The organism is Paenibacillus sp. AGC31 (genome assembly GCF_057334655.1).
Genome location: NZ_JBHFJH010000025.1, coordinates 90,773 through 107,029, shown reverse-complemented (window position 1 = coordinate 107,029; position 16,257 = coordinate 90,773). Strand labels below are relative to the sequence as shown.

17 protein-coding genes are annotated in these 16,257 nt (G+C 47.6%); 3 read left to right on the top strand and 14 right to left on the bottom strand.

Annotated features, from left to right (window positions below; all coding sequences use genetic code 11):
* Positions 1-2: 2 nt before the first annotated feature.
* The 7 genes from ACE04G_RS10710 to ACE04G_RS10680 form a co-directional block, all read right to left on the bottom strand.
* Positions 3-1,163 (bottom strand): YhgE/Pip domain-containing protein, encoded by a 1,161-nt coding sequence (locus ACE04G_RS10710; protein ID WP_221823891.1) that lies wholly within the window; start codon positions 1,161-1,163, stop codon positions 3-5.
* Positions 1,164-1,514: 351 nt separating this feature from the next.
* A complete protein-coding gene (locus tag ACE04G_RS10705; RefSeq protein WP_449004351.1) occupies positions 1,515-3,992 on the bottom strand; it encodes a heavy metal translocating P-type ATPase in 2,478 nt (825 codons plus the stop codon).
* A 223-nt stretch (positions 3,993-4,215) separates the two neighbouring features.
* Positions 4,216-4,416: a copper ion binding protein gene (locus ACE04G_RS10700; RefSeq protein ID WP_221823889.1), complete on the bottom strand. Its 201-nt coding sequence runs from the start codon at positions 4,414-4,416 to the stop codon at positions 4,216-4,218.
* A gap of 76 nt (positions 4,417-4,492) precedes the next feature.
* Entirely contained in the window at positions 4,493-4,891 is a 399-nt protein-coding gene (locus ACE04G_RS10695; RefSeq protein WP_313771497.1) for a metal-sensitive transcriptional regulator, read from the bottom strand.
* 122 nt (positions 4,892-5,013) lie between these two features.
* A complete protein-coding gene (locus ACE04G_RS10690; protein WP_486094422.1) occupies positions 5,014-5,502 on the bottom strand; it encodes a GNAT family N-acetyltransferase in 489 nt (162 codons plus the stop codon).
* 123 nt (positions 5,503-5,625) lie between these two features.
* Positions 5,626-5,811, bottom strand: coding sequence for a hypothetical protein (locus ACE04G_RS10685; protein ID WP_017691007.1), 186 nt, complete (start codon positions 5,809-5,811; stop codon positions 5,626-5,628).
* 104 nt (positions 5,812-5,915) lie between these two features.
* Positions 5,916-6,203 (bottom strand): hypothetical protein, encoded by a 288-nt coding sequence (locus ACE04G_RS10680; RefSeq protein WP_101314873.1) that lies wholly within the window; start codon positions 6,201-6,203, stop codon positions 5,916-5,918.
* Between the two features lie 135 nt (positions 6,204-6,338).
* Here ACE04G_RS10680 and ACE04G_RS10675 point away from each other — a divergent pair, with 135 nt between their 5' ends.
* Complete coding sequence (locus ACE04G_RS10675; protein ID WP_076319539.1) at positions 6,339-6,524, top strand: hypothetical protein; 186 nt, start codon at positions 6,339-6,341, stop codon at positions 6,522-6,524.
* Positions 6,525-6,589: 65 nt separating this feature from the next.
* Here ACE04G_RS10675 and ACE04G_RS10670 read toward each other — a convergent pair whose 3' ends face one another.
* From ACE04G_RS10670 to ACE04G_RS10640, 7 genes are all read right to left on the bottom strand, one after another.
* Positions 6,590-7,201: a hypothetical protein gene (locus ACE04G_RS10670; protein ID WP_221823887.1), complete on the bottom strand. Its 612-nt coding sequence runs from the start codon at positions 7,199-7,201 to the stop codon at positions 6,590-6,592.
* 207 nt (positions 7,202-7,408) lie between these two features.
* Positions 7,409-8,167 carry a nucleoside phosphorylase gene (locus ACE04G_RS10665; protein ID WP_221823886.1) on the bottom strand — a complete coding sequence of 253 codons (759 nt, stop codon included), beginning with the start codon at positions 8,165-8,167 and terminating at the stop codon, positions 7,409-7,411.
* 1 nt (position 8,168) lies between these two features.
* Positions 8,169-8,840, bottom strand: a complete 672-nt coding sequence (locus ACE04G_RS10660) for a sulfite oxidase-like oxidoreductase (RefSeq protein WP_221823885.1) — start codon at positions 8,838-8,840, stop codon at positions 8,169-8,171.
* 47 nt (positions 8,841-8,887) lie between these two features.
* Entirely contained in the window at positions 8,888-9,811 is a 924-nt protein-coding gene (locus tag ACE04G_RS10655; RefSeq protein ID WP_017691011.1) for an ABC transporter permease, read from the bottom strand.
* Complete coding sequence (locus tag ACE04G_RS10650; RefSeq protein WP_221823884.1) at positions 9,795-10,862, bottom strand: ABC transporter permease; 1,068 nt, start codon at positions 10,860-10,862, stop codon at positions 9,795-9,797. Before ACE04G_RS10650 ends, ACE04G_RS10655 begins: the two co-directional genes overlap by 17 nt.
* Positions 10,859-12,358 (bottom strand): ABC transporter ATP-binding protein, encoded by a 1,500-nt coding sequence (locus ACE04G_RS10645; RefSeq protein WP_221823883.1) that lies wholly within the window; start codon positions 12,356-12,358, stop codon positions 10,859-10,861. The genes ACE04G_RS10650 and ACE04G_RS10645 overlap by 4 nt, the downstream gene beginning before the upstream one ends.
* Before the next feature lie 293 nt (positions 12,359-12,651).
* Entirely contained in the window at positions 12,652-13,683 is a 1,032-nt protein-coding gene (locus ACE04G_RS10640; RefSeq protein ID WP_221823881.1) for a BMP family lipoprotein, read from the bottom strand.
* A gap of 276 nt (positions 13,684-13,959) precedes the next feature.
* Here ACE04G_RS10640 and ACE04G_RS10635 point away from each other — a divergent pair, with 276 nt between their 5' ends.
* The gene (locus ACE04G_RS10635) at positions 13,960-15,381 is read left to right on the top strand and encodes a hypothetical protein (RefSeq protein WP_221823880.1); all 1,422 of its coding nucleotides are present in this window, start codon (positions 13,960-13,962) and stop codon (positions 15,379-15,381) included.
* 243 nt (positions 15,382-15,624) lie between these two features.
* Positions 15,625-16,215 (top strand): DUF5317 domain-containing protein, encoded by a 591-nt coding sequence (locus ACE04G_RS10630; protein ID WP_221823878.1) that lies wholly within the window; start codon positions 15,625-15,627, stop codon positions 16,213-16,215.
* Positions 16,216-16,257: the final 42 nt, after the last annotated feature.

The following is a 16,257-nucleotide window of genomic DNA, read 5'->3' as shown; positions in this document are numbered from 1 at the left end:
TATTAGTTGTTTGCCTGAGCCGGGCTTGGAGCCATAGCTGGCATGCGTTGTTTTTTCAACAACGTCACGACCAATGACAACGCAACGGCAACCAACAGTACAATCACGATGGAACCTACAGCAGACTGAACTCCTGGGCCTCCCAACTGCACGCTCAGAATACCCTGAACGGCGTATGTTGCAGGCAGGTACTGCCCAATGCCGCTATAGAAGCTGTTCAGCAATTCACGCGGTACCATAGCACCGGAGGATACCAGTTGCAAGGACAGTGAGATGATGTTGAACAGACTTCCCGCTGGTCCGAAGCAGATCAGGAAGAACTGGGAGAAGAACATGAACGTGCACAGGAAGAGCGCCTGGAACAACCAGAATGCAACGAATCCTTGTGCAATCTGTCCTCCCAGTGCCACGATCAATGATGATCCCAGCAGGGAAACGACCAATGCAGAACCCACGTTAATGACTACTCTCGCGCCAAACAAAGTCAATCGGGAATAGGTAGATGACAGCATACCCATGGCTGTCTGGAGGTTCATCCCCATGATCATGGCACCTACATAGGAAGCCAGTACCATCATCATCGGCACCATCTGATTATTCATCCCGTTAACCGGGTTGATGGACGTTGTCGTTCCTTCCACTCGGGTAGTCAGGTTTGTCGCGGCTTCAGCAGCCTGATCGGCAGGCGCACCTGAAGCGGTCAACACCGTCTGTACCCCTTGTGCTGTAGCTTGTTTGTTAATTGTGTTTGTCACACTTTGTGATACACCTTGCATCATGCTTTTGATCGTAACCGGGTTCGCTTCATTAATGGTGTATTTAATCTCGGCGGTTGAGCCAGCCGTCTGAAGCAATTCGTTAAATCCAGCCGGGATATCCAGCACCATGTGTACTTGGTGATGATTCAGCTGATCCAACGCTTCAGCCGCACTCAGATTGGATACGGTATGAAAAGGCAGTGTTCCTGCGAGCGAATCCGCAATTCCTTTGGACATTTCGCCGTCCTCATTAACAATCGCAACCGTCAATTCTTTCGCACGGTCATTTACTCCAGAATATGCGGTCATCCAGATCACGCTAAAGATCACTTGGAACATAAGTGCTGTTACGATCCCTACAATCACTGGCGGTTTTTTAAACAATGTACGTAAAGCCTGTAACATAAAAGGTGTCCTCCATTACTCAAATAGTTCTAATTTGATTTAAACAGTTGTTTGAATCAAACGATCGTTTAAATTTTATGTGAATATGTCCATATTGTCAACTCATTTTTGAAAAATTCAGAAAACGTAAGCTTTATTCATGAATACAATCGATCCATTTTCACAAAGGTGCATTATGCTATCCTTTCTCCGTAGAAAAGAACATCTATATCAACGATTCAGGCTTACTTTCTGGCGACTCAACTGTATTTTTCTCAACAAAAAACACGGTCCGTCACAGCGGACCGCGCATTTATTCATCCTCACTTCATTGACAATAAGGCGTTGAATATATCTCCAAACAAAGGTCAGTCAGTCATTTCTCTTCAGCTTCATGCGTTGCAGACGTAGGGAATTCAGGACAACCGACACGGAGCTGAACGCCATCGCCGCCCCTGCCAGCCATGGAGCCAAGAAGCCAACTGCCGCAATGGGAATACCAATAACGTTGTATCCGAGTGCCCAGAACAGGTTTTGTTTGATGTTCCCCATCGTGCGCCGGCTCATCTCAATGGCATCTGCAATGCTGTTCAGATCACCACGCATCAACGTAATATCCGCCGCTTCCATCGCTACATCTGTTCCTGTTCCGATGGCCATCCCAATATCAGCAGTAGCAAGTGCCGGAGCATCATTAATGCCGTCACCTACCATCGCAACTTTCAGGCCACTCTCCTGAAGTTTCTTCACTTCCGCAGCTTTACCTTCCGGCAGCACCTCAGCCAGCACTTTACCGATCCCTGCCTGTTCTGCTACAGCGCGAGCTGTTCGCTCATTGTCTCCCGTGATCATGATGACATCAATCCCCATCGCCTGAAGACGCCCAATGGCTTCGCGAGAGGTATCCTTGATGGTATCAGCCACAGCCACGATCCCTGCCCACTGACCATCCACCGCTACCAGCATCGCTGTACGCCCTTGTTCCTCCAAACGGTTCATCTGCTGAACGGTTTCCTCAGAGACATTCACCTTCGCATCTGCAAGCAAACGACGTGTGCCGACCAGAATCTCCTGCCCTTTTGCTGAAGCTCGCACGCCGTATCCCGGTATGTTCTCAAACTTCTCTGTTGGGGTTAGCTCCAGGCCCTTGGCACGAATACCTGCAACAATTGCCTCTGCCAGCGGATGCTCGGAACTCTGTTCGGCCGCTCCCACTCGCTCAAGCAGATCGGATTCCGTCCAATTCGGAGCCGTGATTACATCGGTAAGGACCGGTTTACCTTGAGTTACTGTACCTGTTTTGTCGAGCACCACGGACTGAATCTGTTGTGCCGACTCCAGATGTTCGCCGCCCTTGAACAGAATGCCATATTCAGCCGCACGTCCTGATCCAGCCATGACAGAAGTCGGCGTTGCCAGCCCTAGTGCACATGGACAAGCAATGACGAGCACGGCAATCGCTTTTTCAAGGGAACCAGCGAAGTCACCTGGACTTGCAAACAGATACCAGATCAAGAATGTCAGCGCGGCTATGCCGACAACAATGGGTACAAATATGCCTGAAATGACATCTGCAATCCGCTGGATTGGTGCTTTGGAACCCTGAGCTTGCTCGACTACTTTGATGATTTGAGACAAAGCCGTGTCCGAGCCCACTCGGGTCGCACGCAGCCGTAATACCCCATTTTTGTTCAACGTAGCACCTGTAACAGCATCTCCCGGTTTTTTATCCACGGGAAGGCTCTCTCCACTAAGCATGGATTCATCTACTGAGGATTGCCCTTCTTCAACGATACCATCCACCGGGATACTGTCCCCCGGCTTCACCAGAACCAAGTCACCCACCGCAACATATGCGGCAGGAACCATCACTTCCTGTCCGTCCCGGATGACACGAGCTTCACGTGGAGCCAGTTCAATCAAACCTTTAATAGCTTGTGAAGAGCGACCTTTCGCCACAGCTTCGAACCATTTTCCAAGTAAAATTAACGTAATCAGAATTGCACTTGTCTCATAATAGAGTTCTACCGAAGGCATGGCGGCTGTACTCGTTCCCATAGCCCCATGATCCATGGTTGTTGAAGGTAAGTACCCACTGGATAACGTCAGATAGAGACTGTAGAAAAACGCTGCACTGGTACCCAATGCGACGAGAACGTCCATATTGGCACTGCGGTTACGTAGGGCTTTGTACGCCCCCACATAGAACTGCCATCCAATCACGAACTGTACTGGCGTTGCCAGAATCAGCTGGAACCAAGGGTTCATGAACAGATCTGGGACATAGATTCCGGATGTGAACGAGAAATGCCCCACCATTGCCCACAGTAAAGGAATCGATAACAACGCAGATATCATCCATTTCCACTTTTTGCGTTGCAGCTCACGTTCACGAACCGATGTGGTCTCTTCTTGCGTCAATTGCAGTTCGGCACCATAGCCCATCTGCTTGATCTTGGCGGTAATATCCGAAGGTTTCAATGTGCCAGCCGCATATTCGATATGCCCTGTTTCCAGCGCCAGATTCACATTCGCCTGAGATACCCCCGGTAGTCGGGAAAGTCCTTTTTCAATCCGGGCAGAACAGGCAGCACACGTCATACCGGTGATGTTCAGATCAACCGATTCGGACACCGTACCGTAGCCAAGCGCCTCTACTTTATCCCGCAACGCGTTCACGTTAGTTGTCTTCGGATCATAAGATACGGTTGCCTGTTCGATGGCAAGGTTCACATTGGCCTGATGCACACCTTCCATGCGGGACAATCCCTTCTCTACTCGCGTCGAACAGGCAGCACAGGTCATCCCCGTGATGTGCAGTGTTGCCTTCAGCCCTGGTGCTTCTGCCATAGGTGGTATTGGGGTGGGTTCAGATGATCCATCCATCGGTTTATTCGTTGAGTTATCCATCATGTCAGCTCCTTTCATATCGATTCAATTTATTGTATCTCTTATCAACATACCCCTCAGGGGTATATACCAGACAGAAAATTAGGCTTAAACCTGACTCGTGGGAAAAGGGGTTTGCCCTCTTTGTGCCCATGAGCATGTTCGGTTTAAGCCTGTGATCCCGTTAGACTACATCGTATCCCTGATCTTCAATCGCAGCTTTGATCTGATCCACGTTCACTTTCTGCTCATCATATTCCACCGCTACTGTTCCCGCTGCCAGATCAACCTTACCACTCGCACCGGCATTCTTCACAGCTTCTTCAACTGATTTCACGCAGTGATTGCAGGACATTCCAGTAACGTTCAACGTAACATTAGACATTGTAAATTCCTCCTTGGGGTATATTAAAATGATAAATTAAATAGTTGAATTGATTTAGCTTACTTCATTAACTTCCTTACTTCATTAACTTCCGCATCGTAACCAGCAGTTCATCCACAACCTCATGTTCACCAGCCTGAATACGCTCAACGATACAGCTCTTCATATGGCCTTCAAGCAAAAGTTTGCCCACTGAATTAAGAGCAGACTGAGCCGCCGCAATCTGCGTCAGTACATCATCACAGTACGTATCCTTTTCGATCAATCCTTTGATCCCGCGAATCTGACCTTCCACACGGTTCAAACGAGAGACCAGGTTACTCTTCATCTCCTGCGAATGGTGACTCTTGCGCACATGCTTCCCATCACTGCCCTCGGCATGACAGGATGCCGCTTCTTGAACTGTAACCGAAGCTTCCGTTGAATCTGAAATGGAGGATTGCATAGGTTCCTCGGGATGGCTCTGATGTTCCATCTGAACACCCCTTTTCTTTCGTTCTTTTCTAAGAGTAACATACCCCATGGGGGTATTCAAGACTATTCTGATATTTTGATAAAAATGGATGAATCCTTCCTAATTAAATAGAGCGATGCATCTTACAAGGTATACTCCATCCTGCTGCTGCGGACGACCAGACCCATCTGTTCATAGAAAGCCTGTGCCCCAGAGTTAAACGTCGACACGGATAATTCCACGCTGTCTGCCTGAAGCTCTCTCCCTAGCTCGATGAATGCTTCTAGTAACTGTTTGCCTGTTCCTTGGCCCCGATGTTTGTTATCCACTACAAGTTCATGGATGTACAACATCTTGCGATCCACCATCAATGGGTTATCCTGAATTAAACTTAACTGAGCACTCCCGTAACCCAGAATCAAACCCGTTTCGGAAGACTCGGCAACATATAGGTAACGCTTGTCCGTTTCCAGCAGTTCGGTGAACTCCTTTTCCTCCATTCTGGTCTCTAACGCTCTATACAGATCCGGCCGCGCCTCAACATGCATCTGGTGCAGCTCATCCATCAACAATGACACGCCAGGGTAGTCCCTCATTTCTGCCATTCTGATGTTATTCTTACCTGTAATCATCCCCATCACTCTTTCGTCTGCTGAATTTTACATTATTATACAACCAAAAAGCAGATACCATAAGGGTACCTGCTTCGCTACATTTATCTTCATTCCATCAAGCCCGTAGGATGCTCATGTTGTTTATTTTTTCGAAGAAGCATTTCCTTCATTAAAAGCAACAGGTGATGGCTTCGCTGCCCATTCGTCCGCCTGCGGTTCAATGTCTACTCCGCTCAAAATCTTCTTTTTCTCCATCAAGGAATCCCCGTCTTCATCCAGCTTGTTGCGAATTTCCGCCTCGTCCTGAGGTTGATTGTTCTGTGTCATCGTAGAATCCTCCCTTATGTGTTTATCTTCAATATGATGTTCCTTTATATAACTTACCCATTTTTTGCTTTATCATTCTCCGCGAGGGACATGCGATCCCCAAGTTATGTGTTATTTGAATTAAACATTAACTTTATTAAGCTAAATCCATCTCTAAACCCTTGCTCGTACATTACTGACTCTGCTGTACCCTGAAGAAGGGTTATTACATTACAATAGTCCAAAAATAAAGCCATCCCCTCTGGCTTAACATATTCACACAGCTCCATAAACAAACGATCACTTTCTTGACTCAATCTTTTATATTCTTTTGAATTATAAATCACAAGATTTCCGATACTCTCCATACGAAGAGCTTTGAACTGGTTAAATATTTCTTCGAAGTCCTCCATGTTCCCCTCCAAAAAAGTGACGTCACTATGAATATAAATATTAGAGTGACATCACTTAGATGTCAATATGATTGTATATTGAATTATTTTGTAATGATACAATATGAACATTACTTTTTGAGGAGATTTTATTTCATGGCTACAGATAAAAGAGTCTTTACACTTAGGCTGCGAGAAAAGAATTTTGAGAAAATTAAAGTGATTGCGGACAAAAACAAACGATCTATTGCAATGCAAATTGAGTATCTTATTGAACAACATATTGAAGAATTTGAGAAAGAACAAGGTGTTATTTACCCAGATAAACATAATGACGTATAGGTTTTGCGCCCTTAGTACATGCGCATTATCCATACGTCATTTTTCATGATATATCCTGTTACCCGTTAATCGAAATCAACCTGTTTATCCAAAATGATTTCCTCTACTTTGTATTCCATCTCTGGTATTGAGGGAATCAAGGAGAATCGAACGTTTTCCAGAGAAGAAGGAAGAGCAGGAACCACTCGGAAACTAATTTGCGTCTCCCCACCTCCTCCACGACTGCCATGTCTCATGGTGATATGTCTCTGTTCGCTGAATATTTCCAGAGCCAAATGTGGAACCATTTGTATACGCTCAGCTTCATTCCCCTTATATTGAATCTCCACATAAACGAGGCTTTCGCCTTCATATTGCATTGAATGCGTGATCATATACTCACACGAATCTTTGATCATTTTCTTCATAATCGGCACCACACTCGTCAATTGAAGAGGTTCACTTGGAAAGTAGTGTCTTTGCGGCATCGGTTGCACGCTACGGAGAACATATCGGATATCTTCCTCCTTCATATCCAGTAAGCTCACCCATTCATCGATGGTATTTTGAGGGGGTTGGTATTGGACTGCTCCGGTTATGTCCTTTCTGGCTGCAACCAGTTTCAAAAGTTGCTCATCAATCCGCTGTACCTCATCGCTGTATTCATTAGGAATTTCACGTAATTCACTCCAGCCCATATTTAATCACTCTCCTAATTTAATGACATGCCATGCAAATACAATTCGCTACTGTACCTGCATCCCCCTCTTAAAAAGGAAAAGACGCCCCCTGGGTCAAATTCGTGACCTTACGGGACGCCCTTTTTATATTGTCCACCTCAAATGGACATCATCTACCGGTTTGCTTGTAACACTGAGCAAAAATGCATACTTGCCTTAACCAACCTATGCCTGATCCTGGCGAGCAAGCGTGGCAAGTGCGCGTAGCGCTGCATTAATCTCACGCTCCACCGCTTGTCCAACCGCATCCGTATGTGGATCATACTCGGCAGCCAGGTCGCTGTCCGCGAATCCATCGATCGCGACAATGGCTCCAGCACGCGCGCCACGCAAGGTGCTGACAATATAGAGCGCTGCAATTTCCATCTCAGCTGCAAGTGCTCCAGCCTGCTTATACTTGCGGTGTGGAATCTCTTCCACGCCTGCAAAGAACGCATCCAGCGTTACGGTGATACCTACGCCCACTTTACCTGCAAAGCTTGCAGCATCCGCGCTTTCTTGCTCACCAGCAGCTTCGATCAACGCTTGTGTCACCCCAATGTCCGCTACCGCTGGAAAACCTTCCGGCACCAGTTGGCGAGTCAACCCGTCCGTACGAACGGCTGCTGTACTCACTATCACACTGCCTGCCGGATAATCGGCTGTATACGACCCAGCTGTACCTACACGAATCAGAGTTGTTACACCCGCGCGAATCAATTCCTCGAAACACACAGCTGCTCCTGGTGAACCTACACCGTGGCTGACCACAGCGATCTGTACCCCTTCATACAATCCAACAAATGTACGATACTCCCGACTGAACGCCAGTTCTCTCGCCTGCTCCAGCTTGTTGGAAATCTTCTCCGCACGTGCCGGATCACCACAGACGATGGCGTATGCCGGCATGTCTTCCGAATGAATCTGCAAAATAGGCATTAACATCTTAATCAAACTCCTTCTTCGTCCACTCGTCTTCCGGAATCGGCAGATCTTCACCGGAGAAGCGTTGTTCCTTGAACGGATCGGCAAAATGGTGGAAACCATTCACTTCCCAGAATCCGTTCCGATCTTCTGTCATAAACTCAAGACCACGTATCCACTTGGCACTCTTCCAGAAGTAAAGTTGTGGCACAACCATACGCAGTGGAAAACCATGCTTGGGTGTTAGTGGCTCACCGTTATATTTGAATGCAAGTAATACATCATCATGCATCAATTCTTCAAGCGGTACATTTGTCTCATAATCATGATCCGCATGGATCATGACGTATTTTGCCTCCGGCTTAACCCCAAGAAGCTTCACAAAATCGGAAAAGCGAATACCTTCCCACGGCGTATCAAATTTCGACCAACGGGTAACACAGTGAATATCACTCACCGTGTTCACCTGTGGCATCGCCTGCAACTCAGCTAGGGAGAACACCTTCTCCTCTTCCACTTCGCCGAATACCTTCAAGTCCCAAGTGGACAGGTCATATTCCGGCACTTCCCCTTCATGCAGAATCGGGAATTTCTCCGTCAGCATCTGTCCTGGCGGCAGCCGATCTCCGTGATCGTAACCTGTTTTGGGTGCCGGGGTTTTACTTTTTTTCAAACGTTCAGCCTTGTTATGCAAGTGGAATTCCTCCTTCTTTTACTGTCTCTAACATAGACATTCAGGAATTAACGCGAGCTTCCGCCCGCTTTCAGTGCATCCTGTGCATAGGTACGGTCTTTGAAAAAGAACATCGCGACAAGCGTTACAATATACGGCAGCATCAATGTGAAATGGGTTGGCAGGGAGAATCCTTGCAGACGAATACTTAATGCTTCCATGAAGCCAAACAGTACACTGGAGCCCATCACACCAAGCGGATTCGCTTGCCCCAGCATCGTTGCCACCAGCGCGATAAAGCCACGACCAGCAGTCATGCCTTCCGTAAACATCGTTACCTGACCGAGCGACAACTGTGCTCCAGCCAGAGCACACAACACACCGCACATCAGAACGGCACCATACTGGATGCCGCGTACCTTGATCCCGATGCTCTGCGCTGCAATTGGGTTCTCACCGACGGAGCGCAGGCGGAAGCCGGATACACTTTTGAACAGATAAAATTGCAATGCAATCACGAGCACAATGCCGAGGTAGACTAGCGGACTATGTCCCGATATTACATCGCCCACCCACGGAATGTCCTTAATCAATGGAATATCCCACTTGGGAAGTCCCACCATGTCTTTGTCGTAGTATGCACCTTTCACATCAAAAATCGCACGCAGTGCAAAGGTCGTCACCCCTGCAGCCAGGAAGTTGAGCGAGATCCCGACCACGATGGCGTTGGCCTTCAGATTAATGCTTATAAAGGCAAAGAGCGCTGAGAATAACATCACAATTATAATGGAAAAGAGTACAGCCAGCAGCACATTGCCAAACAGATAATTACCAACAATCGCGGAGAACGCACCGATCAGAACCAGTCCTTCAAGACCGACGTTGAACAGACCGACACGAGAACACAAAGCCCCACCGAGCGCTGCAAGCAGGATTGGAGTCATAATCCGCAAGGTTGAGCCAAACATGGCTGCATCAAACAGTTGTTGCATTGGACTTTTTCTCCTTTCTCCGCTTCAGGAATGAATAACCGATCTGAGCTGATACAAATAACGTCAATACAGCCTGGATGACACTGCCAACTTCCAGCGGTACATCCGTGTTCCGTTCCATCCCCATGGCACCTGTCTGTAACGCAGCCAGCAAAATAGCTGCCACAGCAGTACCGAGTGGATGTGAGCGGGCAAGCAGCGTTGCCATAATGCCGCTCCATGCGTAACTTGCCGATGACAGCGAGCCATCAAGGAAACGGTACTGTGTACCAAGCACTTCCCCCGCACCTGCAAGTCCAGCTAGTCCGCCACTGATGACCATGGACAGCATCATCATGCGAATGCGTCGAACACCACCGTAGGTTGCAAAGGACGGGTTGCTGCCGAGCATGCGGATTTCATAACCAGTCACCGTTTTATGTGTGAACCAGTAGATCAGAATAGCTGCTACAATGGCAATAATGAAGCCTGCATGCAGCCCCATGCCCTGGAACAACTTTGGCAACCAGATACTCTGGTCAATCATGGGTGTCTGAGCCATCGCAGCAGATCCTGTAGTGTCCTTGAATGGATAGGAGACCATGTAGCCCCCGAAATAAATGGCAATATAGTTAAGTAGTAAGGTTGTGATCAACAGATTCATGCCGAAACGCGCATCCAGCCACCCTGCAAACAGGGACCAGATTCCCCCGGCAAGAATACCTGCCATTATCGCAGCAATACACACAAACCAGCCTGGGCCTGGCAGATAGAGCGCCGTGAGCGCGGCACTAAGCCCGCCAAGAATCATCTGGCCTTCCGCTCCCATATTGAAGAATCCGGCACGGAATGCCAATGCTACGCCAAGCCCTGCCAAGATAATTGGTGTGGAACGAGCCAACGTATTCGTGAAGAAGTAGAAGTTGCCGAAGGCCCCTTTCCACATCTCCGCATACGTATCCACCACATTACCGCCAACGATCAGAATCGCCACAGCCCCTGCAATCAGACCGATGAATACGGCAAGCAGCGGCTGCACGAGTCCGCGAAGTGTTTCTTTTACCCGATTCATATCCGCTCTTTCCCTCCTGCCATTAACAAGCTGATCTGTTCCTCAGTCGCTTCCTCTGCTCTCAATTCTCCCGCAATCTCACCTTCATACATGACAATAATCCGATCAGATAATTGCAAAATTTCGGACAACTCTGATGAAATGAGTAGAATACCCGCACCCTCGCTACGCTTGCGCAGCAATTCGGCATGAATCGTCTCCATCGCTCCGATATCCACACCACGTGTTGGTTCGGCTGCAATCAGAAACGGTGTATCCTGTGCAAATTCACGAGCGGCAATCAGCTTCTGCAAGTTTCCTCCGGACAGAAACTGTGCCTTGGTCTCCGCAGAACCTGTCTTGATGCTGAACTGTTGGATCCAACTCTCTACCATTGTTCTTGCTGCTTTGGCTTTGATAATGCCGCGTGACTGCAAGCGATGATGGTGTCCCATTAGCCCGTTCTCGCGAACACTCGCATCCTTGGCCGCTCCCCACATGTAACGATCTTCCGGGATATGAGCAAGTCCATGCTCCCGGATGCGCCGTACAGGCCAGTTGGTTGTATCCTGCCCGGAGAGCAAGACGCGACCACTATCCGCCTTACGCAGTCCGGCAATGACCTGAATCAGTTCCGACTGGCCGTTACCCGAGATACCCGCTATGCCAACGACCTCACCTTTTCGAACCTCCATATGAATCTCCTTGAGCGCCGAACGATCCTTCGCTCCGGACAGATTAACCCCTTCCACCTGAAGCACCGCTTCCGCTGGAACCGATGGCTGCTTGTCCATACGCACAAGTTCACGACCAACCATCAGACGGGACAATTCTTCCACATGTGTATCTTTGGCTTCCAACGTACCTGTCACCTGACCATCCCGAAGCACCGTGATCCGGTCGGCTACATCCATGACTTCTTGCAGCTTGTGCGTGATCAGTACAAAGGTTTTGCCCAGCTTGGCGAGAGATTTCATGTTCGCCAGCAGTTCTTTCACTTCAAGTGGTGTCAATACCGCCGAAGGTTCGTCCAATATAATGATGTCTGCGCCCTGATGCAGCACCTTGAGAATTTCAACACGCTGCTGCATGCCAAGCGGGCACTCGGACACTTTTTTCCACGGGTCGACCGGCATACCATATTTTCTGCCAAGCTCGTTTACTTGAGCCGCTGCTTTTTTGCGGTCAAATGCGCCTGCCTTAGCCGGTTCGCGTCCGATCACGATGTTCTCCGCCACCGTAAAGGAAGGGAACAGCATGAAATGCTGATGCACCATGCCGATGCCACTTGCCATCGCCTGGGACGGCGTGGCAAAGCTCACCTCACGTCCGCGGACTTTGATTGTGCCTGACGTGGGCTGTTCCATACCGTACAGCATACGCATCAAGGTTGTTTTACCGGCCCCATTCTCACCTACCAGGGCATGAATCTCTCCCTCACGCAAATTAAAACGGATGTCACGGTTAGCGGTGAAGCCACCGTACTTCTTCGTAATCTGCTCCATCTCCAACAGCATATCTCGCGTTCGCTCCCCTCAATTCAACTTAAAAAGGTTACACACGCCACTACGATGACAGAACAACCTTCCGATCGCCGTTATCCCCAGATTTTTTGATTCCCTTTTGACACGGGAAAATCCGGGGATAAATGCGAACACTTCGCTTCTTCAGGTTATTTCTGTCCTCTTCGTTATCGTGTAAACGATAAGTTGAACATATACTGGTCATTTAATAGCAGCAAAACCGGCTGCCTGATCGGGCAGCCGGCTGATCATTTCCATCACTCATTCATTGAAAAGAACATTCAAAACTATTGTTGCAATGGATCTTTGACTACAATTTTGCCGGATACGATATCATCCTTGATTGCTTTAACCTTGTCGATCACTTCTTGTCCGACGAAAGCATTCAATGGAGATTCGCTATCACGTGTAACGTAAGTCAGGCCTACACCGTCTTCTTTCAAACCGTAGTTTACTGCACCTGCTTTGAAGTTGCCTTCTACAAAATCTTTCACGGTCTCATAAGCAACCGTATCGGTTGACTTCAATTGAGACAATACGATATGTTCCGGGTCTTCAACTGTACGGTCCGTATCCTGACCTGATGTGTAGAATCCTTTTTCCTTGGCTGCTTCGAACACGCCGAGATCACCTACAGCGGATGCGCCAGCGATGAAGTCAGCGCCTTTGCCGAATTGCACCAGCGCCAATTCTTTGGCTTTGGCCGGGTCATTAAATCCACCTACATAGTTCACGAGGAATTCTGCATCCGGATTCACGGATTCCAATCCAGCTTTGAAACCTTCCGTATATTTCTTGATCAATGGTACATCCATTGCTGCGATCATGCCGAGTTTGTCTGTTTTGGTGGACAATCCAGCAGCTGCACCGAGCAGGTACGCCCCTTCATATTCACGGAAACCAACGCTACGAACGTTAGGAAGATCAACGGTTGTATCTACAATTGCAAAGGACTTGTCCGGATTTTCTGCAGCGACTTTCTTCAATGCATCTTCTGCCTGGAAAGTTGCTGTAATAATCAGATCATAATTCTCGGCAACCGCTGCACGCAGATTTTGTTCAAATGCTGCCGGGTCTGTCGATTCAATCGTCTTGGTGTCTACTTTGAATTCTTCACCTGCTTTTTTGAAGCCTTCATCCATCTGTACAAAGAAAGGGTTAACCCCTATTTTTTCGGGAAGTACGAGGGCCATCCGAAGAGATTTCTCAGAATCACTGCCTTGGGCGGATTGTTCGTCTTTGGAAGCCGAATTTCCACAAGCTGCTAACAAAATAGCCAACATGATGATCGATAAGACGAACGATAAACCTCTTTTCATTTTGAAAATACCCCTTTTCAACATTCTTTTTTCTTATCCTAGCGGATACTGTCGATCCTTGTCAATAAATCTTTGAGCGTATACACTCAAATAGAATATAATTGACAATTCACTTTCTACCAAGCTTTGGAAACCGTTCTGTATCAAGCTTTTTTTCGTTGACATCCAGCGCGTCTCCGTGCTAAAGTCAATCCAATTATTCTATTCTGATAGGAATTGTCAGAATTATAACCCAAAGCTAATTATTTTCCAACCCATTTTAAGGAGGCTATTCATTTGAAAAAAATCACCCAGATCACACTGGCGGCTCTACTCGCCGCTCCGGTAACACTCGGCAGCCTAAGCTTGCCCGCTTCCGCTTCTGCAGCATCTGCAACTCCGGCTAAACCAACCACATCACAAAGTGTCAAAGGACCGGTAGCTCAGGCGCCAGGCGCTTATACGGAAAGCGCAGCGGATTTTGCTCAATTCTTGCAAGCGAAATACAACATTCAATTGCCGCAACAGATTACCAAAGGTGATTTCATTCAAGCCATTGCAGCCATCACGGAAGCAACTCAAGCAAGTGACATTGAAGCCAAAGCTCCAGTCTTTACCGATCTGTCTTCTGGTGATTCTTCATATGATGCTGCCGTATCCTTATACAATAATGGGGTTCTTACCGGTACAGAAGTACGTGCCAAGGATCATCTGAGCACTTATGCAGCGGTCTTCATCGCGGTGAAAGCAGCCGGATTCAAGGAACTGGCTTATACATATCCTGCAGAGAAAACAGCCAAAGCGCTTGCCAAAGTTGGCATTAGCCCGAACCGTGTTCAGGGACAAGCCGCACAGGAACTGGCTGCGGCGATCGATACAGGCCTGATTCCCGAAAGCCTATACCCCGCTCTCCTTAAAGGTGGCGTAGCAAGTAAAGATTTCGCTAATACTTTGCTTGGACGCGTACTGGTCAGTCAAGGGAAATACAAACATGAGATTGGGCGTTCCGGCGATGCGGACATCTATTCCAAACTATACGCTGCATATCGCACAGCGGATCTGATCGAGTCACCTGAGCTGAGAAAGATTGTGGATCAGGCCCTGCGAGATGATCTCGTAACAGGTTATAATCTGAAGGATAGCCGCTTTGATTCCAACTTTATCGATGAACTGACACTTACCTATGGCCACGATAATATTCAACATGCTGTACAGTTGGTTGGTTTGTTGCGTAGCGAAGGTATTGATGCTGATGTACAATTCCAGCCGAAGACATCTGCCTTCATTTATTTGAAGGAATGGGGCGAGCCGAAGGAAACACCTGATTATAAAGTGACACAGATCGAGAACGGCAACTATATTGCTTCTGCGAAGGAATATGATATTCAGTTCGAGTTCAACAATGTGGCAGACAAAGTCCGCTTCAACGACATTGTGCTGAAATATGCCAAAAAGAACAGTGACAGTACATCTCCATTGATTCTCAGTTCCTGGTGGCAACCGCTGTATTATTCACCAACTGCATTGGCGAACTATCCTGTCATTTCCAATAATAAGATCGCGCTTGGCAATTACTATGCTCAGTCCTTCTCTCTGAAAGAGAATGCCAAATCCATTCGTGAAGGTTTCCTGAAGTTGGCACCTGATGCGGACATTACAACGTATGACTTCTGGGTGGACCAGCCTTTCTTCAACTATCTGAACGGTGGATCCGAATAAAATAAATTCCGTCTCCAACCGAATTAAAGCTCGTATTTTGGCACCATAAGCAGCCGTCCTTTACCGAATTTTACAGGGGTTTCGACCCCTAGATTCGTAAAGGCGGTTTTTTGTTCAGCATTTTGCAAATTTCTTCTACAAAATCATTTTCCTCATGCAGGAATTACCAATATAAGGTCGAATCCTATATGTACACAAACACGCAATCATATTGCATATCTCCGCACGAACAGGAGTTACTCCATGGTATATGACGGTATTCTACTAGGCTTAATCGTTGGATTTTTTCGGGGCGGGTTGCGGCATGGGCTCAACCAGTTTGCAACACTCAAACTGCGAAGCGGCTGGATTTTCCCTGTATTGTTACTAATCCAGTTCTTTATTTTCTATCTCCAGGAACGATTCGAATGGGTGGCATCCATTAATGGATATCTCTTTGCTGCCGTTTACATTACAGGGCTCGCTTTCCTGTGGCTCAACAGACACCATACCGGGTTCATGCTCATCTGGATTGGGGTATTTCTCAATTTTGCCGTTATGGCTGTAAATGGTGGGCGCATGCCTGTTTCTGTGGAAGCCTCCGCTGTACTGGGTCCCTATTATGTAGACATGCTCAGGGAAGGCGGCGCCGTATCGAAGCATTTTATGATGGATGCATCTACAAATCTGCCTTTTCTCGGTGATATCATCCCACTCTCCAGCCCTTATCCACGGACTCAGGTGATCAGTATCGGTGATGTGGTCATGAACGTTGGCATATTCCTTTTTATCCAATACATGATGGTGAATCGGGACAAAAAGGCTGTACAACCTGCTAAAACTCATCAGGCTTGAAGAAACAGGTAGACTCCAAGGAAGGGAGGTCTTCTCCATGAA